This is a genomic window from Caulobacter sp. CCNWLW153 (assembly GCF_036889365.1).
Classification (GTDB): domain Bacteria; phylum Pseudomonadota; class Alphaproteobacteria; order Caulobacterales; family Caulobacteraceae; genus Caulobacter; species Caulobacter radicis.
This window is the reverse complement of sequence record NZ_JBAKFV010000001.1, coordinates 579,895-603,080: the sequence shown is the minus strand read 5'-3', so window position 1 is coordinate 603,080 and position 23,186 is coordinate 579,895. Positions and strand designations below refer to the sequence as shown.

Here is a 23,186-nt window from a genome sequence, read left to right as displayed (position 1 = left end):
TCGAGGCGTTCTAGGTTTCCATCGACCGGCGCCGCTTCGGCGCGGGTCCAAGAGACGGACAATCAAAGTGGACACCGGCGTGGCGGCGAAATTACAGAGCCTGGACGAGGCCCCAACCCTGCCGATGACGGGCGCGGCCTATCTCCCAGGCGTGGCTTACGACGAGATGTTCGCCGCCGGCGGCGACGTGCGGGCCCACTACGCGCCGTTGCAGTCGCGGATGGCGACCCTGGGCGCCTCGGCCCTTGCCGACCGGCAGAAGACCCTGGAGCGCTCGTTCCTGCTGCAGGGCATCACCTTCACGGTCTACGGCGCGGGCAGCGCCACCGAACGGATCATCCCCACCGACCTCTTTCCGAGAATCATCCCGGCCGCCGAGTGGGCCCGCATCGAATCGGGCCTGACCCAGCGCCTGCAGGCGCTGAACATGTTCCTCGCCGACATCTACGGCGAGCAGAAGATCCTGATGGACGGCGTGGTGCCGCGCGAGCTGGTGCTGGGCGCGCCCTCGTACCGGCGCGAGATGCAGAACCTGTACGTGCCGCACAAGTCGTACGCCAATGTCTGCGGCAGCGACCTGATCCGCGGCCAGGACGGCGAGTTCGCCGTGCTGGAGGACAACCTGCGCGTCCCGTCGGGCGTCTCCTACATGCTGGCCAACCGCGACGCGGCCAAGCGCACCTTCCCAGGCACCTATCGCGAGGCCGGCGTGCGTCCGGTCGAACGCTATCCCGACCTGCTGCTGGCCACGCTGAAGAGCATGAGCGCCGACTGGCGCTCCGACCCGCAGGTCGTGGTGCTGACGCCCGGCGTCTACAACAGCGCCTATTACGAGCACGCCTACCTCGCCCGCCTGATGGGCGTGCCGCTGGTCGAGGGTCGTGACCTCGTGGTGCACGACAACATGGTCTACATGCGCACCACCACGGGCCTGCGCCGGGTGGACGTGATCTATCGCCGGGTCGACGACGACTTCATCGACCCCCTCACCTTCCGTCGTGACTCGTCGCTGGGCGCGGCGGGCCTGTTCAACGCCTATCGCGCCGGCAACGTGGTGATCTGCAACGCTCCGGGCACGGGCGTCGCCGACGACAAGGCCGTCTACGCCTTCGTGCCGGACATCATCCGCTACTACCTCGGCGAAGACCCGATCCTGCCCAACATCGAGACCTACCTCTGCCGCGAGAAGAGCCAGCTCAGCCACGTGCTCGACAACCTCGACAAGCTGGTGGTCAAGGCCGTGGGCGCCTCGGGCGGCTACGGCATGCTGGTCGGCCCGCACGCCAGCGCCCAGGAACGCGCTGATTTCGCCGATGCACTGAAGGCCGATCCGGCCAACTACATCGCCCAGCCGACGATCCAGCTTTCGACCGCGCCGTGCCTCGTGGACGGCCGCATCGAACCGCGACACGTCGACCTGCGCCCGTTCATCCTGTGCGGCGAGAAGACCATCGTGACCCCCGGCGCCCTAACCCGCGTGGCGCTCAAGCGCGGCTCGCTGGTGGTGAACTCCAGCCAGGGCGGCGGTTCGAAAGACACCTGGGTGCTGGCCGAGGAGAACGGCCACCACAACGGCAACGGTCACGGCAAGGGAGGTCCGCAATGATGCTCGCTCTCCCAAACTTTGAGGGTTCGCTCGCATGATGCTCGCTCGGGTCGCCGACAGCCTCTACTGGCTGGGCCGCTATATCGAGCGCGCCGAACACCTGTCGCGCCTGTCGAGCGTGATGCTGAACGCCACGCTGGACCAGACCGATTCCGGTATGCAGGCGGTGTGGATCGCGCTGTCGGCCGTCGGCGACGACGGAGCCGGCAAGGTCTCGCCATTCGAGGCCGCCCGCGCGCTGGTGCTCGACCGCTCCGACCCCAACTCGGTGGTCTCGTCCCTGACCATGGCCCGCGAGAACGCCCGCCAGGTGCGCGACCAGATCACCACCGAGACCTGGGAGCGGCTGAACGTCCTCTACCTGCGCGTCACCGACGCCAGCGCCGAGGCCGAGTTCGCCGACAATTCGGTCTCGTACCTGCACGACGTCATCGCCGACGTGCACCTGTTCAAGGGCGCGGCCGACGCCACCATGAGCCACGGCGAAAGCTGGCGCTTCATGATGCTGGGCATGTACCTGGAGCGGGCTCAGCTGGTCTCCAGCCTGCTTGAGGTGTGCTTCGCCCAGGCCCCCAGCCGCGAAATCCACGATCACCTGGCGCTGGTCAGCCTGCTGCGCATGGCCTGCGCGCTGGAGCCGTACCTTCGGGTCTACACGGCCGAGATCGAGCCCCGGCACATCCTGGAGTTCCTGGTCTTCGACGAGGACTTCCCGCGCTCGATCCGCTTCGCCACCTCGCGCATCGAGGAGCACCTGACGGCGCTGGCCCGCCACGTCGAGGCCGCCGGCCGCGCCGCGCCCGAGCGCCTGGCCGGCAAGCTCAAGGCCCGCTTGCAGTACGCCGACGTCGACGAACTGGAGACCATCGGCGCCGGCGCCCTGCTGACCACCGTGGTCAACGAGTGCGCCCGCATCCACGAAGCGATCTACGAGACCTTCGTCTCCTACCCTCTCGAACTCCGACTGCCGGCCTGACCATGCTGCTCGAAATCCGCCACGTCACCCAGTACCACTACGAGCGCCCGGTGCGCGAAAGCCTGATGGAGCTGTGGATGCAGCCCCAGAAGGGCGCGCGCCAGCGGCTGGTCAGCTTCGAGCTGGACGTCGAACCCGCCGCCCAGCTGTTCTCCTACCCCGACAGCTTCGGCAACGCCGTCTACCACTTCGACGTGCCCCATCCGCACGACCGGCTGACCATCATCGCCCGCTCGGCGGTCGAGACCGAACACGCCGCCGAACTGCCCGACAGGCTGGACATCGGCGAGTGGGACCGTCTGCGCAGCGAATTCGTGCGCGGCGAGTGCTTCGACTTCCTGCGCCCGCACGGCTTCGTGCAGTCGACCGAACGCCTGCTGGCCTTCATCGCCCAGCACGACCTGGAGGCCCTGCGCCGCCAGGATCCGCTGACGGCGCTGAAGCGGCTGAACGAGACGCTCTACCAGTCGTTCGGCTACCAGCCCGGCGTCACCGACGCCGACAGCCCCATCGACCTGGCCCTGGAGGCCGGCAGCGGCGTCTGCCAGGACTTCGCCCACATCATGCTGGCCATCTGCCGCAGCTGGGGCCTGCCTGCGCGCTACGTGTCGGGCTACCTGTTCACCGACCGGGACGCGGGCGATCGCTCGGATCCCGACGCCACCCACGCCTGGATCGAGGTGTTCCTCCCCAGCCTGCGCTGGGTAGGCTTCGATCCGACCAACAACTGCCTGACCGGCGAGCGCCACGTGGCCGTGGCCGTCGGCCGCGACTACGCCGACGTCACGCCTTCGCGCGGGGTCTATAAGGGCGACGCCGAGAGCCACCTTGCGGTAGGGGTCACCGTTCGCCGGGCCCGCGCGGCTTTGGCCGAGCCGGAGTTCCTGCGCCTGGCCAAGCCGGCCTCGTTCGGCGCCCGACGGCGCGGAGACGCCGCCGCGGCCCATCAGGACCAGCAGCGTCAGCAGCAGCAACAACAGCAGCAGTAGCGAAGCGGCCGGGGACCCAAGTCCCCGGCCCTTTTCCTAGGCCGCGTAGACGTGGCTCTTGCCGACGGCCAGCTTCACCGAGCCGGAGAAGCGATCGGCGTCGGCGCGCGAGGCGGCGATCTCGACCCGGGCGCCGTTGGCCAGCACGGCGTCGACGCGCGCCAGGGCGCCCTGGGCGTTGACGCGCTCGACCTTGGCTTCCAGGCCCTCGTCGGCCAGCGCGAAATCATGCGGCCGCACGAAGGCCACGGCCGCGCCGTCGGCGACGTCCGGCGCCGGCAGCACCAGCGGCCCGGCGACGAACCTGCCGCCCTCGACCTTGCCCTCGAAACGGTTGGATTCGCCGACAAAGCCGCAGACGAAGGCCGAGGCCGGGTTGTCGTGCACCTCGCGCGGGCTGCCGATCTGCTCGATCTGGCCCTTGTTGAGGATGGCCACGCGGTCGGCCAGCTCCAGGGCCTCTTCCTGGTCGTGGGTGACGAAGATGGTGGTCACGCCGGTGGCGTCGTGCACCCGGCGCAGCTCCTTGCGCAGCGACTTGCGCACCGTGGCGTCCAGGGCGCCGAACGGCTCGTCTAGCAGCAGCACGCTGGGCTGCACCGCCAGGGCGCGCGACAGGGCCACCCGCTGGCGCTGGCCGCCCGACAGCTGCGAGGGATAGCGACCGCCCAGGCCGTCCAGCTCGACGAGCTTCAGCAGTTCGTCGACGCGCTTGGCGATCTCGGCCTTCGGCGGCTTGTCCTTGCCCTTCCGCACGTCGAGGCCGAACGCGATGTTCTTGGCCACGGTCATGTGCTTGAACAGCGCGTACTGCTGGAAGACGAAACCCACCCGGCGCGCCGCGGCCGAGGCGTAGGTGACGTCCTTGTCGTGGAACAGCACCTGGCCGGCGTCGGGGAACTCCAGGCCCGCGATGGCGCGCAGCAGCGTGGTCTTGCCCGAGCCGGAGGGCCCCAGCAGCGCCAGCAATTCGCCATCGGCGATCTCGAGGTCGACGTGGTTCAGCGCCGGATAGCGGCCGAACTGTTTCTGGACGGAACGGATGGAGATGGTCATGGCGTCTTCGCGTTCCGTTTAGTGTCCGCCCCGGCGCACGGCCGGTTGGGCGACTTCGAGGGCGGTCTTCAGCACGAGGGTGACGATGGCGAGCAGGCACAGCAGGGCCGCCACAGCGAACGCCCCCACGAAATCGTACTCGTTGTAGAGGATCTCGACGTGCAGCGGCATGGTGTTGGTCAGGCCGCGGATGTGACCGCTGACCACCGACACGGCGCCGAACTCGCCCATGGCGCGGGCGTTGCACAGCAGGACGCCGTACAGCAGGCCCCAGCGCACGTTGGGCGTGGTCACCCGCCAGAAGGTGTAGAGGCCAGAGGCGCCCATCGAGATGGCCGCCTCCTCCTCGCTGGTGCCCTGCTCCTGCATCAGCGGGATCAGCTCGCGGGCGACGAACGGGAAGGTCACGAACACGGTGGCCAGCACGATGCCCGGCACGGCGAAGATGACCTTCAGGTCGTTGTCGAGCAGCCATTCGCCCAGCCAGCCCTGCATGCCGAACACCAGCACGTAGATCAGGCCCGCCACGACCGGCGAAACCGAGAAAGGCAGGTCGATCAGGGTGATCAGGAACGACTTCCCCGGAAAGTCATGCTTGGCCACGGCCCAGGAGGCGCAGAGGCCGAAGATGGCGTTGAAGGGCACGGCGATGGCCGCCGTCAACAGGGTCAGCTTCACCGCCGCCAGGGCGTCCTCGTGCAGCACGGCCTCAACGGCCGCCGGCACGCCCTTGCGCAGCGCCTCGGCGAACACGGCGACCAGCGGCAGGATCAGGACGAGCGCCAGGAAGACCATGACGACGCCGATGACCAGCGCCTTGACCCAGCCCGGATCCTCGGTGGGGTGACGAGCGCGCGCCATCAGACGAACCTCCGCGAAAAGGCCTGGATGGCGTTGATGACGAACAGCATCAGGAACGAGACCACGAGCATGACCACCGCGATCGAGGCGGCCTGGGCGTACTGGAACTGCTCCAGCTGGATGATGATCAGCAGCGGCGCGATCTCGGACTTGTAGGGCATGTTGCCGGCGATGAAGATCACCGAGCCGTACTCGCCCACCCCTCTGGCGAAGGCCATGGCGAAGCCGGTCAGCCAGGCCGGGCCCAGGGCCGGCAGGATCACGCGCCAGATGGTCTGCAGCCGGCCCGCGCCCAGGCTGGCCGAAGCCTCCTCGACGTCGGCCGACAGGTCGCGCATCACGGGCTCGATCGTGCGCACCACGAAAGGCAGGCCGATGAAGATCAGCGCGATCGTCACGCCGACCGGATTGTAGGCGGCCTTGATGCCCAGCGGCGTCAGGAACTGCCCGATCCAGCCGTTGGGCGCGTAGAGGGTGGCCAGGGCGATGCCGGCCACGGCGGTCGGCAGGGCGAACGGCAGGTCGACCAGGGCGTTGATGATCGTCTTGCCCGGAAACTCGTAGCGCACCAGCGCCCAGGTCGTCAGCACGCCGAACACGCCGTTGGCGATGGCGGCGACCAGCGCCGCGCCGAAGGTCAGGCGATAGGCGGCCATGGCCCGCTCGGAAAAAGCCGCGGCGACGAACTCGGACGGCGACAGTTCGGCCGCCTTCAGCGCCACGGCCGACAGCGGAATCAGCACGATCAGCGACAGGATCGACAGCGTGACGCCCAGGGTCAGACCGAACCCGGGAATCGCGGAGCGACGACGAAACAGCGGACGGCGCGCCGCGGCGGGACGTTGCGCGGCAAGGGATTCGGCGGTCATGTCCTGATCGTCGTCCTGGTTCCGGCTGCGGCTCGCGGCCTCTTAATTGAACATACGCGCGTGCAGCGCCTCGACGTCGAAACGGCGCCAAGTTGGAGCGCTTAAATCTCCACTGCGCCGATGGGGTCAATTGAGATTTCTCGGGCGAGCCCCGTAGAAAAACTCTCCGTTCGGCACCCTGCCTCGCGCAAGCCAAACCGCGAAGCGAAATTCGGGGCCGAACTCAACCCGCCAAACCAAAGTTTCATTATATGAAACAACGCTGCAATTTATGGGAAACTTGTTGCGACTTTCGGTCGGCGTGCCAAGATCGCGCCAACAACGCGCATAATCCCTCGGGGGGAAGCCCAATGTCTCTTCGCCTTCACAAGGCCGCCATGCTGGCCTCGGCAGCCGTTTCGCTGCTGGCTCTGCCCGCCCTCGCCGCCCCGCGCCAGGTCGAACACCTCGATCGCGGCCTCGTCGCCGCCCCCGCCATCGACGGCGGCGTGCTGGTGTCCTGGCGCTACACGGGCGAAGACGCCCTGGGCCTGGCCTTCAATCTTTATCGCGACGGCAAGAAGCTGAACGCCAAGCCGCTCGCCTTCGCCACCAACTTCGTCGACAAGACCGGCGTCGTCGGCGCGCGCTACACGCTCAAGGCCGTGACCAAGGGCAAGGAAGGCCCGGTCGAGGGCGAGACCACCGCGCTGAAGGACGGCTTCCTGACCATCCCGCTGCAGAAGCCGGCCGGCGGCGTGACGCCCGACGGCGTCGCCTACGAATACACGGCCAACGACGCCAGCGTCGGCGACCTGGACGGCGACGGCCGCTACGAGATCGTCCTGAAGTGGGATCCGACCAACTCCAAGGACAACGCCTTCTCGGGCTACACCGGGCCGGTGCTGCTGGACGCCTACACCCTGGACGGCAAGCGCCTATGGCGCATCGATCTTGGCCGTAACATCCGCGCCGGCGCCCACTATACCCAGTTCCAGGTCTCCGACTTCGACGGCGACGGCCGCGCCGAGATCGCCGTGCGCACCTCCGACGGCACGATCGACGGCACGGGCAAGGTGCTGGGCGACGCCAACGCCGACTGGCGGGGCGGCCCCGTCGAGACCCCGACCAAGGACAAGACCGGCGCCGAGATCAAGCCGGACGGCGCGATGGTGGCCAAGCTGACCGGGCGCATCCTCAAGGGCCCCGAGTTCCTGACCGTGTTCGACGGCCGCACCGGCGCGGCGCTGGATTCGGTTCCGTTCGCCGCTGCGCGCGCGCCCGACACCGACGCCCCCAGCACCGAGGAGATGACCAAGCTCTGGGGCGACGGCTACGCCAACCGCTCCGACCGCTTCCTGGCCGGCACGGCCTATCTGGACGGCCAGCATCCCAGCATCATCATGGGTCGCGGCTACTACGCCCGCACCACCGTCAGCGCCTGGGACTTCAAGAACGGCAAGATCACTCAACGCTGGCTGTTCGACAGCGCCGCCCCCGGCGTGCCGGAAGGCTTCGGCGGCCAGGGCAACCACCAGCTGTCGGTCGCCGACGTCAATGGCGATGGTCGCGACGAGATCGTCTACGGCTCGATGGCCCTGGACGCCGACGGCAAGCCGCTGTGGACCGCCAAGCTCTATCACGGCGACGCCCTGCACCTGGGCGACCTGGACCCGGAGCGTCCCGGCCTGGAGCGCTTCGGCGTCAACGAAAGCCCGAAGATGAACGGCGGCATCGGCTCGGCCATGCTCGACGCCAAGACCGGCGAGGTTCTCTGGACCACCCCGACGCAAAGCGACACTGGCCGCGGCGTGGCCTTCGACATCGATCCCCGCTTCCCGGGCGCCGAGGCCTGGGCCAGCAATTCGAGCACGCTCTACACCGTCAAGGGCAAGCCGATCGAAGGCGTGAAGCATCCGCCGCAGATGAACTTCGGCGTCTGGTGGGACGGCGACGAGCTGCGCGAACTGCTCGACCGCAACAAGATCTTCAAGTGGGACTGGCTGAAGGGCGAGAGCAAGGTGCTGCTGAACGCCGAGGGCATGACCTCGAACAACGGCACCAAGGCCACCCCCACCCTGTCAGCCGACATCCTGGGCGACTGGCGCGAGGAGGTGATCCTGCGCTCGGAGGACAACACCTTCCTGCGCATCTACGTGACGCCCTACCCGACCGACCGCCGCCTGGTCACGCTGATGCACGACCCGGTCTATCGCGCCGGCGTCGCCTGGCAGAACACCGCCTACAACCAGCCGCCGCACACCAGCTTCTACCTGGGTCACGGCATGAAGAACCCGCAGCGTCCGAACGTCGTCGCCGTGAAGGTGAAGCCATGAAAAACGTCCTGATCGGCCTGGCGAGCGCCTTCGCCATCGCCCTGCCCGCTTTCGCCCCCCCCGCCTTCGCCCAGGCGCCGGCCGCGCCCGCGGCCGCCCCGCCGCGCGAATGGATCGACAAGGACACCGGCCATCGCGTCGTGCGCCTGTCGGACGAGCCGGGCTCGAGCAGCCTCTACTTCAACTACAATGGCTATGCGCCGCAGGGCGACAAGCTGGTCATCGCCACGCCCAAGGGCCTGAGCACGATCGAACTGGCCACCCGCAAGCTGGCGCCGCTGGTCGAGGAGAACGGCAAGTTCCTGTTCGTCGGCCGCAAGACCCGCTCGGCCTACTACATCGTCGAAGAAGGCAAGGCCAAGGTGGTCAAGGCTGTCGATATCGACAGCAAGAAGGTCCGCGTGGTCGCGAAATTCGACCGCGGCGACATCCAGACGATCAACGCCGACGAGACCCTGCTGGGCGGCGTGGTCGTGACCAAGCCCGAGATCGAGACCCGCCCCGACGGCATGCTCAAGCGCGACAACCGCTTCGACCAGGCCGCCTACGCCGCCAACGGTCCGGACGGCAAGCCGCTGTCCTTCGCCGAGGCCAAGGAGGTGCGGCTGAACGAGCGGCTCGAGTCGAAGATCCCGATGGAGATGTTCGTCATCGACACCCGCACCGGCGAAAAGCGCGTGGTGCACGCGGCCACCGACTGGCTGAACCACCTGCAGTTCTCGCCAACCGACCCGAACCTCCTGATGTTCTGCCACGAGGGCCCCTGGCACAAGGTCGACCGCCTGTGGCTGCTGCGCACAGACCAGGCGGACGCCAAGCCGGTGAAGATCCACACGCGCACCATGAACATGGAGATCGCCGGGCACGAATGGTTCAGCGCCGACGGCAAGACCGTCTGGTACGACCTGCAGACCCCGCGCGGCGAAGACTTCTGGGTCGCCGGCTACGAAATCGCCACCGGCAAGCGCGCCTGGTACCACGTCGAGCGCAACGCCTGGTCGGTGCACTTCAACTCCAGCCCGGACGGCAAGCTGTTCGCCGGCGACGGCGGCGACAGCGAGATGGTCGCCCACGCGCCGGATGGAAAGTGGCTCTACCTGATGCACCCGCGCGGCATTCCGGACGTCGCCGGCATCCACGCCCCCGACTCCGAACACCTGATCCGCCCCGGCGTCATCGACGCCGAGAAGCTGGTCAACATGAGCGCCCACGACTACCGCCTGGAGCCCAACGTCAACTTCACGCCGGACGGCAAGTGGCTGGTGTTCCGCTCCAACATGCACGGCGCCAACCACGTCTACGCCGTGGAACTGGCGAAGGCCGCTTCGGCCAAGTGAGCTTTGCTGCTCAAAAGCCGTAAAACCCCCGCGAAAGCGGGGGCCCAGGCCTTTTGTGAAACGCCCGGCGCTCGACGGTAAAACACCTGGGTCCCCGCTTTCGCGGGATTTTACGGATGAGAGTCAGCGGGCGCACTCTCCTGAACCGTCTCTCTAAGAACCTCCCGCGCCCGCCATTTGGCCTTGAGCGTATGGGAGGTCTCGCGCGTGCCGTCGGGGCTCCACCCTGGCGGGCCGAACAGATAGCCGACTGCCTCGCGCGGCGAGCGGCTTCCCGCCAGGTCCTTTGCGATGCCGATCCACTCGTGGAAGACGTTGGTAAAGAGATTGAAGGTCGGCAGGTTCCGCACGATGCCGTATCGACAAGGCTCGGCGTCGTCCTCGGGAATGAAGGTGCCGAACATCCGGTCCCAGATGATCAGGATCCCCGCGTAGTTGGCGTCGAGGTAACGCGGGTTGCGGGCGTGGTGCACCCGGTGGTGCGACGGCGTGTTGAACACCGCCTCGAACCAGGCCGGCATCCGCCGCACGGCCTCGGTATGGATCCAGAACTGGTAGACGAGGCTGATCCCCTTCTGGATCGCCACCATGGCCGGCGGAAAACCCAGGAACGACAGCGGCAGCCACAGCAGCCAGGTCCCGGCCACGCCGCCCGTCCAGGTCTGCCGCAGCGCCGTGGTCAGGTTGTAGTGCGTCGAGCTGTGGTGGTTGACGTGGCTGGCCCACCAGAACCGCCGCTCGTGGCTCAGCCGATGGAACCAGTAGTAGGTCAGGTCCTCGGCGAAGAAGAGCACGACCCAGGCCCAGATCGCCGTCATCGGGATCGTGAACAGCCGATGCTCGTAGATCCACAGGCTGGCGGCGAACACCACGCCGCCGGTCAGCAGCCCGGCGATCGTGCTGCCCAGCCCCATCATCAGCGAGGTCGCCGCATCGCGCGGCTCGTAGTTGGCCCTGGCCTTGCCGAAGCGGGCGAGCAGGACTTCCAGCACGATGGCGATCACGAAGAACGGGATGGCCAGCTGGACCGGATCGAAGGCGGGCTTCATGCGGCGGCCTCCAAGGGCGGCCAGGCGCGCTCGCCCAGGCAAAGCCGCGGCGCGCCGTCGACAGCCGCGAGACGTACGCGCCCATCGGCCGGGCTGGTCGCCACGACGTCACGCCAGGCCGCCGAGCGGGCCACGTAGCCATCGCCCTTGCGCCAGAGCACAAGCGCCAGATCCCCCGCGCGCGCCACCACGGCGGCGCCGTCGCCGGCGATCCAGACCGCCTCGACCCGGTGATCCGGGAACTCTTCGGCCAGCAAAGCCCGCGCCCCGGCCTCATCCAGCGGCGGCGACGGCCGGGCGATCCGCGCCCAGGCCGACAGCCCCACCAGCAGGGCGACGGCCAGCGCCGAGCCCAGCAATTGTATGAGCAGCGCGTTGTTCATCGCCGCCTCCTCCCCCGTTTTGCTCGAAGGTCTGGCCGACCAGCGATCACGTCAAGCGGCAGAACGGGGGTTTACGCGGCCGGATTCGCCGCTCAAGTTGCGAACCGCACGCATCACGCGGGGTAAGGGAAACGGGTATGTCTTTGATGTTCGAACCGCTGCGCAAATACGCGCAATTCTCCGGCCGCGCTCGCCGCTCGGAGTACTGGCTCTTCGCGCTCTTCACCTTCGCCGTCAGCATCGCCATCACGATCCTGCGGCTGATCGTCAGCGGCCCTCAAAGCCTGGAGAGCGGCAACTTCGACGCCCTCGGCCTGGTAAGCCTGGCCTTCTCGCTGGCGATGTTCATTCCCAGCCTCGCGGTCTCGTTCCGCCGCCTGCACGACACCGACCGTTCGGCCTGGTGGATCCTGATTGGCCTGATCCCGCTGATCGGCGCGATCGTGCTGCTGGTCTTCTACATTCTCCCCGGCACCACGGGCCCGAACAAGTTCGGCCCGGACCCCAAGCAGACCCACACGGACGCCGCCGAAACCTTCGCCTGAGGCTTCGACCGAGCAAGCCAAAGCGCGCCGCCCTCGCAAGAGAGCGGCGCGCTTTTTACTTGAGGCAAAGCCCTTAGAACTTGCGGGCGTAGCCCACCGAAACGACGTTGGCGTCGTCGGCGTCGTTGTCCCGGAACTGCTGGCGCGTGTAGTCGACGCGCACGCCGTTCTTGTCGTCGAACTTGTACTGGGCGCCGACGCCGTAGTTGACGCTGTCGGCGTCGAACTTGTTTTCCACGCCCGCCAGCTTCTGCTTGAACTGGGTGTTGCCGTAGCCGACGCGACCGATCAGGTCGATGTTCGGGGTCACCGGCAGGAAGCCGACGCCGTAGACGGCGGCCGAGTGGGTCTGCTCGATGCTGGAGCGGACGCCGGCGCGGTCGATGTTGTCGTCCTTCACGCCGCCCGACAGCTCGCCTTCGACGCCGAAGTGCGGGGTGAGCTTGGCGCCCAGGCGGCCCTGGATAGCGCCCGTGTCGGCGCCTTCGGCGCGCGAGCTGTTGTAACCGAGGTTGCCGTAGATCTCCGGCGAGCTCGATTGAGCATGAGCCAGGACCGGAACAGCAGCGACCGACATGGCGGCGATGGCCGCAGACATGAGAACCTTCATTATTTTTACTCCTGGTACTGGGATTTCTTGTGCTCCCTCAGCCTCCTCTGGGTATTGGGGCAACGAGGCCCGTATTTGACCGTACCCTGACCTGTTTGGGGCCATTGCGTGACGTTTCCGACATTTGGACCGTCGATTATGGCCGCCCGCCGAAAGTTCCGCTGCGGCAGGTCGAATAGCCGCAACCGATGCAGGCAGGACACGCCCGCTAGGCAGGTGACGACAGCGCCGGGCGTGCTATTGATCGCGTCCAAACAGTGATCAGATCGGCGCGCCCATGTCGCGCGCCGGCCCATCGGGACCGCCGCCTTGCATCAAGCCGTCATCGCCGCCACGGGGCTCTTCACCCCGCCGTTCAGCATCTCGAACGTAGAACTGGTCGACGCCTTCAACGCCTATGTCGAACGCTTCAACGCCGCCAACGCAGACGCCATCGCCGCCGGCGAAGTCACCGCGCTCGCGCCCTCCTCGCCCGAGTTCATCGAGAAGGCCTCGGGCATCAAGGCCCGCTACGTGATGAACAAGGACGGCATCATCGACCCCGAAGTCATGCGCCCGGTCCTGCCCGAGCGTCCGAACGACCAGATCTCGATCCTGGCCGAAATGGCCGTGAAGGCCGCCGAGCAGGCCATCGCCGCCTGGGGCAAGCCGGTTTCTGAGATCGGCGCGGTGATCTGCGCGGCCTCGAACATGCAGCGGGCCTATCCGGCCATGGCCATCGAGGTGCAGCAGGCCCTGGGGATCGAGGGCTTCGCCTTCGACATGAACGTGGCCTGCTCGTCGGCCACCTTCGGCATCAAGACCGCCGCCGACTTCATCGCCACCGGCAGCGCCAAGGCGGTGCTGATGGTCAATCCGGAAATCTGCTCGGGCCACCTGAACTTCAAGGACCGCGACAGCCACTTCATCTTCGGCGACGTGGCCACGGCCGTCATCCTGGAAGAGGCCTCGCAGGCGACCGGCGGCTGGGAGATCCTGGGCACGCGCCTGAAGACCCAGTTCTCCAACAACATCCGCAACAACTTCGGCTTCCTCAACAACGCCGCCCCGGAAGGCGTCGGCGCCAAGGACAAGCTGTTCGTGCAGGAAGGCCGCAAGGTGTTCCGCGAGGTGGTGCCGATGGTCAGCGAGATGATCGTCGAGCACGCCGGCGACATCGGCCTGGACGCCACGGCCCTCAAGCGCCTCTGGCTGCACCAGGCCAACATCAACATGAACGACCTGATCGCCCGCAAGGTGCTGGGCCGCGACCCCGAGCCCGGCGAGAACGTCATCATCCTCGACGAGTACGCCAACACCAGCTCGGCCGGCTCGATCATCGCCTTCCACAGCGCCAACGACGACTTCGCCGCCGGCGATACGGGCCTGATCTGCAGCTTCGGCGCCGGCTACTCGGCCGGCACGGTGTTCGTCAGGAAGCGCTGAGCGCGGGCGTTCGCGGGAACCTCAGCTCCCGCGCGAACGAGGCCAGGATCAGCGGCCAGCCATGGTCGGAAGCCATTCCCTGGCGGATGGCTTCCGCGCCCTCGCCGTGGCGGTCGAGGTTGCGATGCTCGGCCACGATCCGCGTCCCCTCGCCCGCCGGCTCGAACCTGAACTCGACCTCGCTCTGGCGTTCCAGCGGCTCGACGCCGCGATCGGGCGCGACGTTGAAGCCGACGACCAGGCGATGCCCGGGATCATAGGCCCGAACCTCGCCCCAGGGGCTTTCGACGCCGTCGCGGTCGACCTCGAACCACGTCCCGCCGGCCACCGGCTCTACATGCACGGTGGCGAACCGCGCGCCGCCCCGGCTGTAGGCCATCGGCCACCATCGCCCCATGTCGCCGACAAAGCGGGCGAACGCCTCGGCTGGCAGGGCGTCGACGGTGATCTCGCTGACGATCGGTTCGGCCATGAGGTCCTCCTTAGCCAGAGGAACGCGCAAGGCCGCGACGGGATCATCCCGGCGAAGCCGATGCGGATAGGCGCTCCAGCACCACGGCCACGGGCGCGCCGGCGCCCTGGGCCAGCGTCCAACCGTCGCGTGTCCGCCCGATGGCGTAGCAGCGGCGCGACCCCCGCTCCTCGTCCAGGCACAGCTTTCCGCCGGCGACGGCGTACCGCCCCTTCGCCCAGCCGAAGTCGTGCCGCTCGAACCAGGTTCCATCGGCCTTCAGCGCGATGCCGTCCATCCCGACGGGCAGGTTCGGAAAGACCACGATGTGGTCGGCGAAGGCCGCCTTGGCCACGGCGTCGGGCGCCGCTTGCGAAACCGGCTTGGGATGCGCGGCCTTCCAGTCCATGGCTCGCCGGATGCGCCGACCGACGGCGGGATGGTCGTAGAAGATGATCTCCTCCAGCCGCCCTGGCGTGGCGGCGCGATACTCGACCGTCTTGACCAGCGCCTTGGCCAGGCCGTCCGGCTCGTCGAAATGCACGAGGCTGTAGCGGTCGGCGTCGCTCTCGGCGATGCGGATCAGGCTGTTGGTGAGCGGCGTGGCCAAAAGCAGCAGCACGGTCAGCACGGCGCCCAGCACCGGCAGGCCGGCGGAATCGGAAAGCCCCCGGATCTGGTCCCCGCCCAGCAGCCGGCAGGCCGGCGCGAACAGTCGGTCGACAAGGAAGAAGGCCAGGATCGCCAGCAGGCTCATCACGCCCGCGATCCATACGACGTGGTGGTGGGCGTAGTGGCCCATCTCATGCCCGACGACGCCGCGCACCTCGGCGATGTCCGCGCTCTTCTTGAACATCGTGTCGCTCATCGCCACGCGGGCCGAGCCGAACAGGCCCGAGACGTTGGCCGTGTAGGCGTTGGATTGCTTGGAGCCGTCGTAGATGAAGATCCTGTCGGACGGCACGCCGACCTGCCTGGCCATGGCCACGACCTCGTCGCGGACAGGTCCGGCCGGCGCGGGCGTATACTTGTTGAAGATCGGCTCGATGTAGAGCGGCGCCAGCAGCATGCCGATGGCGATGAATGCCGCGGTCAACCCGCCGCCCCACAGCCACCAGGTGCGGGGCGCCTTGCGGATCAGGGCGTAGAGTCCCGCGAAGAACAGACCGCCGATCAACGCGGTGATGACCAGCGAGATCGCGCTCTCCACAAGCCAGCCGGCGAAGGCTTGGCTGGTCAGGCCGTACTGCCTGGGCCGCCACCAGTCGCTGTAGACGCTCCAGGGCAGCGACAGCACTGCGTCGAAGGCGATGTAGAGCCCGCCGATCCAGCAGCTGACCAGCAACGGCCGGCTTCGGCGTCCCTCGAACCTGCGCCGCAGCACGACGAGCACGCCGCTGCGGACGATCAGGAACGCCACCAGCAGCGCCACCAGCGCGCCCCACAACAGCAGCCAATGGCCGCCGTGCGTGTAGGCGGCCGCCTTGGCGTGCGCCTCGGGCGGAAGTTGCGCCAGATAGGCCGCCGTGGCCGCGGCCGGATCGAAGGTCTGAGCCATCCGTGCTTTCCCCGAAAAGCAAACTGTCGGCAGCAAGCCAGAGGCGACCGCCCGCGTCAGGTTAAATCGCCGTCAGGTCGTGCTCGAACGCCCATGCAGCCGCCTTGCCCCTGGCGGCGCCGGCGGAGCGGTATAGAACTGGACCGATGACCTTTGTTTCGAGGCCCGCCATGCGATTCCCCGCTCGCCGTGACATCCTGCTCGGCCTCGGCGCCGGAAGCGCGCTGACCCTGGCCGGCTGCGGCGGCAAGGACGCGGCCGGCGGCCAGGACGGCGCGGCCCGCGTGGAGGCGACCAGGACGCTGCGCATCGGCCTGGAAGGCACCTACCCGCCGTTCAACTTCCAGGGCGCCGACGGTCAGTTGACCGGCTTCGACGTCGAGTTCGCCAAGGCCCTGGCCGAGCAGATGAAGGTCAAGCCGGAGTTCGTCGCCGCGCCGTTCGCCGGCCTGCTGGGCGCGCTGGAATCGGGCCGCACCGACGTCGTGGTCAACCAGATCACCATCACGCCCGAGCGGGCCGCCAAGTACGACTTCTCCAAGCCCTACACGGTCTCCGGCATCCTGATCATCGTGCCCAAGGGCAAGACCGGCATCACCGGCCCCGCCGATCTGGCCGGCAAGAAGGTCGGCGTCGGCCTCGGCACCCACTACGAGCAGTGGCTGCGCCAGAACCAGCCCAAGGCGCAGATCCGCACCTACGATGACGACCCGACCAAGTACCAGGACCTGCGGGCCGGCCGCATCGACGCGGTGCTGAACGACCGGCTCGTCGCCGCCGACTTCCTGAAGACCGCGCCCGACCTGATCGCCGCGGGCCCGCCCTTCGCCCCGCAGAGCCAGGGCGTCGTCATGAAGCGCGATCCGGCCCTGAAGGTGCTGGTCGACGAAGCGATCGACGCCCTGCGCGCCAACGGGCGCCTGGCCGCCATCTCGCAGAAGTGGTTCGGCCTGGACGTGACCCGCTAGCCGATGGACGCCGCCGAGCTCATCACCCAGTCGGCGCCGCTGCTGCTGAAGGGCGCGGTCTATACCGTGCTGCTCAGCCTGATCGGCATGAGCCTTGGCTTGCTGCTGGGCTTCGGCCTGGCGTTGATGCGGCTGTCGCGTTCGCCTTTCCTGCGCTGGCCGGCGGCGGTCTATGTCTCGGCGTTCCGGGGCACGCCGCTCCTGGTGCAGCTGTTCCTGATCTATTACGGCCTCCCACAGCTGGGGCTGGAGCTGCCGCCGCTGGCGGCGGCTGGAATCGGCTTTTCCCTGAACGTCGCCGCGTACGCCGGCGAGATCCTCCGCAGCGCCATCACCGCCGTCGACAAGGGCCAACGGGAGGCTGCCGCGGTCCTGGGGCTGTCGCCGAGCCAGACCATGCGCCGGATCATCCTGCCCCAAGCCGCCCGCACCGCCGTCGCGCCGCTGTCAAACAGCTTCATCAGCCTGGTCAAGGACACCTCGCTGGCCGCGACCATCCAGGTGCCGGAACTGTTCCGCCAGGCCCAGCTGATCACCGCCCGCACGTACGAGATCTTCGCCATGTATCTCAGCGCCGCGGCCATCTACTGGATCGTCTCCAGCCTGCTGGCGCTGGGCCAGGGCTGGCTGGAACGCCGCGCGGAGGCCCGCCGATGAGCGCCATCGAGGCCAGGGGCCTGTCCAAGCGCTTCGGCGACACGGCCGTGCTGAACGGCGTCGACCTGACGGTCGCGCCCGGCGAGGTCGTGGCCGTGATCGGCCCCAGCGGTTCGGGCAAGAGCACCCTGCTGCGCTGCCTGGCGGGCCTGGAGGCGCTGAACGGCGGAACCCTGTCGATCGCCGGCGTCGAGGCCGGGGGCAAGGTTCCGCTGGCCCGCGCCCTGAAGGGACGGGTCGGGTTCGTGTTCCAGAACTTCAACCTGTTCCCGCACAAGACCGCGATGGAGAACGTCGCCGAGGCGCCGATCCTCGTGCGCGGCGATCCACCCGCCAAGGCCCGCCAGCGGGCCCTGGAGCTGCTGACCAAGGTGGGCCTGGCCCACCGCGCCGACGCCTATCCCGGCGCCCTCTCCGGAGGCCAGCAGCAGCGCTGCGCCATCGCCCGGGCGCTGGCCATGGATCCGGAGGTCATTCTGTTCGACGAGCCGACCTCGGCGCTGGATCCCGAGCTCGTCGGCGAGGTGCTGGCGGTGATCGGCGACCTGGCGGCCGAGAAGCGCACCATGGTCATCGTGACCCACCAGATGGACTTCGCCCGCGAGGTCGCCGACCGGACGATCTTCATGGACGAGGGCCGGATCCTGGAAGAAGGCCCGTCCGCGATCCTGTTCGCCGAGCCCCGCGAAGAGCGAACACAAAGGTTTCTCAGCAAATTGCGAAGCTTGCAGCCATAATTTAGCCTCTGGCGCCCCGCACCCCTCCCGGGCTACGCCGCGTGTGTCTAGAGGCGAGGATTCGTGAAACCCTATATCGACCTGAAAGGCGCCTCGGGCGCCGTCTATCGCTACAAGCTGGCCGAGGATCGCGACCCGCGCACCACGATCGCCGGCAACTATCTCTATGTGAACGCCGAAGGCGTCGTGGTGTTCGCCGGCGAGGCCAACAATCTGCACGACTCCACGCGCGGCTTCTCCGAGGCGGCCGACAAACACGGAGCCGAGCACCTCTACATCCGCCTGAACGTCTCGGGCGCCGCGCGCGCCGACGAACTGGCCGACCTGCTGGCCGAACTGTCGCCGGCCGGCAACGCCGCGCAAGCGGAAGACTGATCGCGTCAGGCCTCGGCGAAGAACTCGCCGAGCCTTGCGACCACCTCGGCTTGCGGCGACAGGATCGCCTGCAGGTGATCGCCCGATGTCGACAGGAACGGCAGGCCATTGGCCGCCGCGAAGGCCTGGGACGGCGCGTGATAGGGATCCGCCGTCCCGTCCCACAACAGCACCGGAACGCCCGCGCCCAGGACAGCCTGCGCCGCGCCGTCCAGCACATTCAGCACCTCGAAGCAGGCCTGGACGCCAGGCAGCATCTCCGGCGTGACCCAGCCGACCAGCGCCGGCGCGACCTGCTGGCTGAAGCCCCAGAAGATGTCGAATCGGATCGGCCCGGCCGGCCCCTTGGGCACGCCGTTCACCAGGTCCCAACCGCCGACCGTCAGGGAGGCCAGGCGCTCGGGATAATATCTGGCCACGCCCACGGCCATCCAGCCGCCCATCGAATAGCCGACCAGATGGGCCTTCTCCGCGCCCAGGGCGTCCAGCACCGCCACGATGTCGCCGGCTCGCTGCTCCTGGGCATAGAGGGACGGGTCCGCCGGCTTGTCGCTGAGCCCATGGCCCAGGGAATCGACGCAGGCCACGGTGAAGCGCTTGCTCAGCGCGGCGACGAAGCCGTTGGCTCGCCAGCTTTCGGCGTCCATGAAGAGTCCGTGCTGCAGCACAACCAGCGGCCCCTCGCCTTCCACCATGTAGTGGATCTTCTGGCCGCGATGGCTGGCGAACGGCATGGGCGAGTCTCCGAAAAGCGGGACCGCTAGTCAGTCCGGTCCACAAATTCGCGCAAGGCGAACGGGACGAGAACACCCTGCCTTGGCTATCCTCCCGCCGATGCGTCCCGAGTCGCTCTTTCCCCTGTTCGCCGCGATCTCGACCCTCAAGGGGGTCGGGCCCCGTGTCGCGCCCCTGGTCGAGAAGCTGGCCGGGCCCATCGTGCGCGACGTGCTGTTCACGCCCCCGCAGAGCCTGATCCGTCGGACGGCGACCACGGCGGCCCTGGCCCAGGACGGCCAGGTCCAGACGTTCGTCGTCACCATCGACGCCCACCTGCCGCCGCAGCGCTCGGGCCAGCCCTGGCGCATCCGCGGCTGGGACGAGACGGGCTTCGTCACCCTGGTCTGGTTCAAGGGCCATGGCCCGCACCTGGAGCGCCAACACCCGGTCGGAACGCGGCGGGCGGTCAGCGGCAAGGTCGAGCGGTTCGGTTCGGAGATCCAGGTCGCCCATCCCGACTACATGCTCGAGGCCGAGCGGATCGACGAGATCCCGCCGATCGAGCCGGTCTATCCCGCCACCGCCGGCCTGCCCTCGCGCACCTTCCGCAAGTTCGCGCTGGAGGCGCTATCGCGCGCCCAGGCCCTGCCCGAATGGCAGGACGCCGCCTGGATGACCCGCGAGGGCCTGCCGCCCTGGCGCGAGGCCTTCGAGCGGCTGCACGGGCCCGAGGGCGAGATCGACCTTTCGCCGATGTCGGCCGCGCGCCGGCGGCTGGCCTATGACGAACTGCTGGCCCACCAGCTGGCCCTGGCGCAGCGCAAGGCCGGCAAGCGCGCCCAGCCGGGACCTCGCATCGTCTCCGGTCCCTTGGCCGAGGCCGCCGAGAAGGCCCTACCCTTCCGCCTGACCGGCGCCCAGGTGCGGGCGCTGTCGGAGGTGCGCGGCGACCTGGCCCATGGCGAGCGGATGAGCCGCCTGCTGCAGGGCGACGTCGGCTCGGGCAAGACCGTCGTGGCCATGCTGGCCATGGCCGACGCGGCCGGGGCCGGTTTCCAGTCGGCCCTGATGGCCCCCACCGAGATCCTCGCCCGCCAGCACTACGAGACCCTCGCCCCGCCGCTGGAGGCGCAAGGCCTGGCCGTCGTGCTGCTGACCGGACGCGACAAGGGCGGCGCCAGGGCGGCAAAGCTCCAGAAGCTGGCCGACGGCTCGGCCGCCGTGGCGGTGGGCACCCACGCCCTGTTCCAGGACGATGTGGCCTTCCAGAACCTGGCCCTGACCATCATCGACGAGCAGCACCGGTTCGGCGTCAACGAGCGCCGGCGGCTGCAGGAGAAGGGTGAAGGCGTCCACCTTCTGGCCATGTCGGCCACGCCGATCCCACGGACGCTGGAACTGACCGTGTTCGGCGACCTGGACGTCTCGCGCATCGACGAGAAGCCGCCGGGCCGCACGCCGGTGGCCACCCGCGCCGCGCCGACGCCGCGCGTGCCCGAGATCGTCGACCGCCTGCGCTCGGCCATCGAGGGCGGGGCCCAAGCCTTCTGGATCTGCCCGCTGGTCTCGGAATCCGAAAAGGTCGACCTGCGAGCCGCCGAGGATCGCGCCGCCGACCTCAGGAAGGTGCTGGGGCCGCGTGTTGGCCTGGTCCACGGCCAGATGCCGGCGGCCGAGAAGGACGCGGTGATGCAGGCCTTCGTCGATGGCGAGGTCGGCGTGCTGGTGGCCACCACCGTGGTCGAGGTAGGCGTCAACGTGCCCAACGCCAGCATCATGGTCATCGAGCACGCCGATCGCTTCGGCCTGGCGCAGCTGCACCAGCTTCGCGGACGGGTCGGCCGGGGCATGCGCGAAAGCTCCTGCGTGCTGCTGTACGACCCGCCGCTGTCAGAGGTCGCCCAACAGCGGCTCGACATCCTGCGGCGCAGCGACGACGGCTTCGAGATCGCCGAGAAGGACCTGGAGCTGCGCGGCGGCGGCGACCCGCTGGGCCTCAAGCAGAGCGGCTTCCCCGCCTATCGCCTGGCCGATCCCGTGGCTCACCGCGACCTGATCGCCGTCGCCGCCGACGACGCCCGCCTGATCCTGGCCAGGGACCCGGAACTGACCTCTCCGCGCGGCGAGGCGGTGCGGACCCTGCAGGCGCTGTTTGACTGGAAGCCGGCGTCCGGGCTGAACGACGCGGGTTGAGGCCGCGCCCAAGATGCTCCCCCTGAAGGGGGAGCTTTCGCGGAGCGACTGAGAGGGACGGGATGGCTGGCTTCGGGGCCGCACTGACCTCCTCAGACACATCCCCCTCCGGCCCTTCTGGCCACCTCCCCCTTCAGGGGGAGGGTATGGAACAAGCAAACAAAAACGGCGGGTTCTTTCGAACCCGCCGTTCTCGTTTCAGCTTGCGTCGCCGGCGGTTAGGCCGAGGCGGCGCCGCCCTTCTTCTCGGCGTAGATCAGCAGCGGCTGGGCGCGGCCTTCGACGACCTCGGCGTTGACCACCACTTCCTCGACGCCCTCGTAGTTGGGCAGTTCGAACATGGTCTCCAGCAGAATGCCTTCCATGATCGAGCGCAGGCCGCGGGCGCCGGTCTTGCGGGCGATGGCCTTCTTGGCCACGCCATGCAGGGCGTCCTCGGTGAAGGTCAGGCCGATGTTCTCCATCTCGAACAGGCGCTGGTACTGCTTGACGAAGGCGTTCTTCGGCTCGGTCAGGATCTTCACCAGGGCGGCCTCGTCGAGGTCTTCCAGGGTGGCGATCACCGGCAGACGGCCGATGAATTCCGGGATCAGGCCGAAGCGCTGCAGGTCGTCGGGTTCGACGCCGCGCAGGATCTCGCCGGTGCGACGGTCTTCCGGATCGGCGACCTTGGCGCCGAAGCCGATCGACTTGGCCGCGCCGCGGGCCGAGATGATGCGCTCGAGGCCCGCGAAGGCGCCGCCGCAGATGAACAGGATGTTCGTCGTGTCGACCTGCAGGAATTCCTGCTGCGGATGCTTGCGCCCGCCTTGCGGCGGCACGGAGGCGACGGTGCCTTCCATGATCTTCAGCAGGGCCTGCTGCACGCCTTCGCCCGACACGTCGCGGGTGATCGACGGGTTGTCGGACTTGCGGCTGATCTTGTCGATTTCGTCGATGTAGACGATGCCGCGCTGGGCGCGCTCGACGTTGTAGTCGGCGGCTTGCAGCAGCTTGAGCACGATGTTCTCGACGTCTTCACCCACGTAACCGGCTTCGGTCAGGGTGGTGGCGTCGGCCATCGTGAACGGCACGTCGATGATTCGAGCCAGCGTCTGGGCCAGAAGGGTCTTACCCGTACCGGTCGGACCGACCAGCAGGATGTTCGACTTGGCCAGTTCCACGTCGTTGTTCTTCGAGGCGTGGTTCAGGCGCTTGTAGTGGTTGTGCACCGCGACCGCGAGCACCTTCTTGGCGTGACCTTGGCCGATCACGTAGTCGTCCAGGACTTCGCAGATCTCGCGCGGCGTCGGAACGCCGTCCTTGGACTTCACGAAGGCGATCTTGTGCTCTTCACGGATGATATCCATGCAAAGCTCGACGCATTCATCGCAGATGAACACGGTGGGTCCGGCGATGAGCTTGCGCACTTCATGTTGGCTCTTTCCGCAGAAAGAACAGTACAGGGTGCTCTTGGCGTCGCCGCTGGCGGCTTTCGTCATGGTCGCTTCTCACGCTAGGGCGGATACG

Annotated in this window: 22 protein-coding genes; 12 read left to right on the top strand and 10 right to left on the bottom strand. The window is 68.1% G+C overall.

The window, feature by feature from the left end:
• Window positions 1-79: 79 nt before the first annotated feature.
• From V6S85_RS02750 to V6S85_RS02740, 3 genes are read left to right on the top strand one after another with little or no spacing between them, the layout of a single operon-like run.
• The gene (locus tag V6S85_RS02750) at window positions 80-1,606 is read left to right on the top strand and encodes a circularly permuted type 2 ATP-grasp protein (protein WP_116566946.1); all 1,527 of its coding nucleotides are present in this window, start codon (window positions 80-82) and stop codon (window positions 1,604-1,606) included.
• A 34-nt stretch (window positions 1,607-1,640) separates the two neighbouring features.
• A complete protein-coding gene (locus V6S85_RS02745) occupies window positions 1,641-2,582 on the top strand; it encodes an alpha-E domain-containing protein (RefSeq protein WP_058350588.1) in 942 nt (313 codons plus the stop codon).
• Between the two features lie 2 nt (window positions 2,583-2,584).
• Window positions 2,585-3,571: a transglutaminase family protein gene (locus tag V6S85_RS02740; protein WP_334347968.1), complete on the top strand. Its 987-nt coding sequence runs from the start codon at window positions 2,585-2,587 to the stop codon at window positions 3,569-3,571.
• A 36-nt stretch (window positions 3,572-3,607) separates the two neighbouring features.
• On the opposite strand, the gene V6S85_RS02735 is transcribed toward V6S85_RS02740, so the two are convergent.
• The 3 genes from V6S85_RS02735 to cysT are packed head-to-tail and all read right to left on the bottom strand — an operon-like array spanning window position 3,608 to window position 6,357.
• Window positions 3,608-4,627 (bottom strand): sulfate/molybdate ABC transporter ATP-binding protein, encoded by a 1,020-nt coding sequence (locus V6S85_RS02735; protein ID WP_334347967.1) that lies wholly within the window; start codon window positions 4,625-4,627, stop codon window positions 3,608-3,610.
• An 18-nt stretch (window positions 4,628-4,645) separates the two neighbouring features.
• Window positions 4,646-5,488 (bottom strand): sulfate ABC transporter permease subunit CysW, encoded by an 843-nt coding sequence (gene cysW, locus V6S85_RS02730; RefSeq protein ID WP_116566805.1) that lies wholly within the window; start codon window positions 5,486-5,488, stop codon window positions 4,646-4,648.
• Window positions 5,488-6,357: a sulfate ABC transporter permease subunit CysT gene (gene cysT / locus V6S85_RS02725; RefSeq protein ID WP_334347966.1), complete on the bottom strand. Its 870-nt coding sequence runs from the start codon at window positions 6,355-6,357 to the stop codon at window positions 5,488-5,490. The genes cysW and cysT overlap by 1 nt, the downstream gene beginning before the upstream one ends.
• Before the next feature lie 350 nt (window positions 6,358-6,707).
• Here cysT and V6S85_RS02720 point away from each other — a divergent pair, with 350 nt between their 5' ends.
• Complete coding sequence (locus V6S85_RS02720; protein WP_334347965.1) at window positions 6,708-8,672, top strand: rhamnogalacturonan lyase; 1,965 nt, start codon at window positions 6,708-6,710, stop codon at window positions 8,670-8,672.
• Window positions 8,669-10,009: an oligogalacturonate lyase family protein gene (locus V6S85_RS02715; protein ID WP_334347964.1), complete on the top strand. Its 1,341-nt coding sequence runs from the start codon at window positions 8,669-8,671 to the stop codon at window positions 10,007-10,009. Before V6S85_RS02720 ends, V6S85_RS02715 begins: the two co-directional genes overlap by 4 nt.
• Window positions 10,010-10,119: 110 nt before the next feature.
• Here V6S85_RS02715 and V6S85_RS02710 read toward each other — a convergent pair whose 3' ends face one another.
• Complete coding sequence (locus tag V6S85_RS02710) at window positions 10,120-11,058, bottom strand: sterol desaturase family protein (protein ID WP_334347963.1); 939 nt, start codon at window positions 11,056-11,058, stop codon at window positions 10,120-10,122.
• Entirely contained in the window at window positions 11,055-11,441 is a 387-nt protein-coding gene (locus V6S85_RS02705) for a hypothetical protein (protein ID WP_334347962.1), read from the bottom strand. Before V6S85_RS02705 ends, V6S85_RS02710 begins: the two co-directional genes overlap by 4 nt.
• 137 nt (window positions 11,442-11,578) lie before the next feature.
• Between V6S85_RS02705 and V6S85_RS02700 the strand changes: the two genes are divergently transcribed.
• Complete coding sequence (locus V6S85_RS02700) at window positions 11,579-11,986, top strand: DUF805 domain-containing protein (RefSeq protein ID WP_116566795.1); 408 nt, start codon at window positions 11,579-11,581, stop codon at window positions 11,984-11,986.
• 73 nt (window positions 11,987-12,059) lie between these two features.
• Here the strand turns inward: V6S85_RS02700 and V6S85_RS02695 are convergent, their stop codons facing one another.
• Window positions 12,060-12,596: a porin family protein gene (locus tag V6S85_RS02695; protein ID WP_116566793.1), complete on the bottom strand. Its 537-nt coding sequence runs from the start codon at window positions 12,594-12,596 to the stop codon at window positions 12,060-12,062.
• A 309-nt stretch (window positions 12,597-12,905) separates the two neighbouring features.
• Here V6S85_RS02695 and V6S85_RS02690 point away from each other — a divergent pair, with 309 nt between their 5' ends.
• Window positions 12,906-14,021, top strand: coding sequence for a beta-ketoacyl-ACP synthase III (locus V6S85_RS02690; protein WP_334347959.1), 1,116 nt, complete (start codon window positions 12,906-12,908; stop codon window positions 14,019-14,021).
• Here the strand turns inward: V6S85_RS02690 and V6S85_RS02685 are convergent.
• Together V6S85_RS02685 and V6S85_RS02680 are read right to left on the bottom strand one after the other, a co-directional pair.
• Window positions 14,008-14,493: an SRPBCC family protein gene (locus tag V6S85_RS02685; protein WP_116566789.1), complete on the bottom strand. Its 486-nt coding sequence runs from the start codon at window positions 14,491-14,493 to the stop codon at window positions 14,008-14,010. The two genes, V6S85_RS02690 and V6S85_RS02685, sit on opposite strands and share 14 nt — an antisense overlap.
• Window positions 14,494-14,536: 43 nt before the next feature.
• Window positions 14,537-16,030: a M48 family metalloprotease gene (locus tag V6S85_RS02680; RefSeq protein WP_334347958.1), complete on the bottom strand. Its 1,494-nt coding sequence runs from the start codon at window positions 16,028-16,030 to the stop codon at window positions 14,537-14,539.
• Window positions 16,031-16,200: 170 nt separating this feature from the next.
• On the opposite strand from V6S85_RS02680, the gene tcyJ reads away from it, so the two are divergent.
• The 4 genes from tcyJ to V6S85_RS02660 all read left to right on the top strand — a co-directional run bounded on the left by tcyJ (window position 16,201) and on the right by V6S85_RS02660 (window position 18,767).
• Window positions 16,201-16,998: a cystine ABC transporter substrate-binding protein gene (gene tcyJ, locus V6S85_RS02675; RefSeq protein ID WP_334347957.1), complete on the top strand. Its 798-nt coding sequence runs from the start codon at window positions 16,201-16,203 to the stop codon at window positions 16,996-16,998.
• A gap of 3 nt (window positions 16,999-17,001) precedes the next feature.
• On the top strand, window positions 17,002-17,655 hold the full coding sequence (gene tcyL, locus V6S85_RS02670) for a cystine ABC transporter permease (RefSeq protein WP_334347956.1): 654 nt from the start codon (window positions 17,002-17,004) through the stop codon (window positions 17,653-17,655).
• Window positions 17,652-18,392 carry an amino acid ABC transporter ATP-binding protein gene (locus V6S85_RS02665; RefSeq protein ID WP_116566781.1) on the top strand — a complete coding sequence of 247 codons (741 nt, stop codon included), beginning with the start codon at window positions 17,652-17,654 and terminating at the stop codon, window positions 18,390-18,392. The genes tcyL and V6S85_RS02665 overlap by 4 nt, the downstream gene beginning before the upstream one ends.
• A 63-nt stretch (window positions 18,393-18,455) precedes the next feature.
• Window positions 18,456-18,767 (top strand): hypothetical protein, encoded by a 312-nt coding sequence (locus tag V6S85_RS02660; RefSeq protein ID WP_116566779.1) that lies wholly within the window; start codon window positions 18,456-18,458, stop codon window positions 18,765-18,767.
• Window positions 18,768-18,772: 5 nt separating this feature from the next.
• On the opposite strand, the gene V6S85_RS02655 is transcribed toward V6S85_RS02660, so the two are convergent.
• Window positions 18,773-19,501 (bottom strand): alpha/beta fold hydrolase, encoded by a 729-nt coding sequence (locus V6S85_RS02655; protein ID WP_334347954.1) that lies wholly within the window; start codon window positions 19,499-19,501, stop codon window positions 18,773-18,775.
• A gap of 100 nt (window positions 19,502-19,601) precedes the next feature.
• On the opposite strand from V6S85_RS02655, the gene recG reads away from it, so the two are divergent.
• Entirely contained in the window at window positions 19,602-21,677 is a 2,076-nt protein-coding gene (gene recG, locus V6S85_RS02650) for an ATP-dependent DNA helicase RecG (protein WP_334348111.1), read from the top strand.
• A gap of 218 nt (window positions 21,678-21,895) precedes the next feature.
• Here the strand turns inward: recG and clpX are convergent, their stop codons facing one another.
• Complete coding sequence (clpX, locus tag V6S85_RS02645; RefSeq protein WP_116491501.1) at window positions 21,896-23,158, bottom strand: ATP-dependent Clp protease ATP-binding subunit ClpX; 1,263 nt, start codon at window positions 23,156-23,158, stop codon at window positions 21,896-21,898.
• Between the last annotated feature and the right edge of the window lie 28 nt (window positions 23,159-23,186).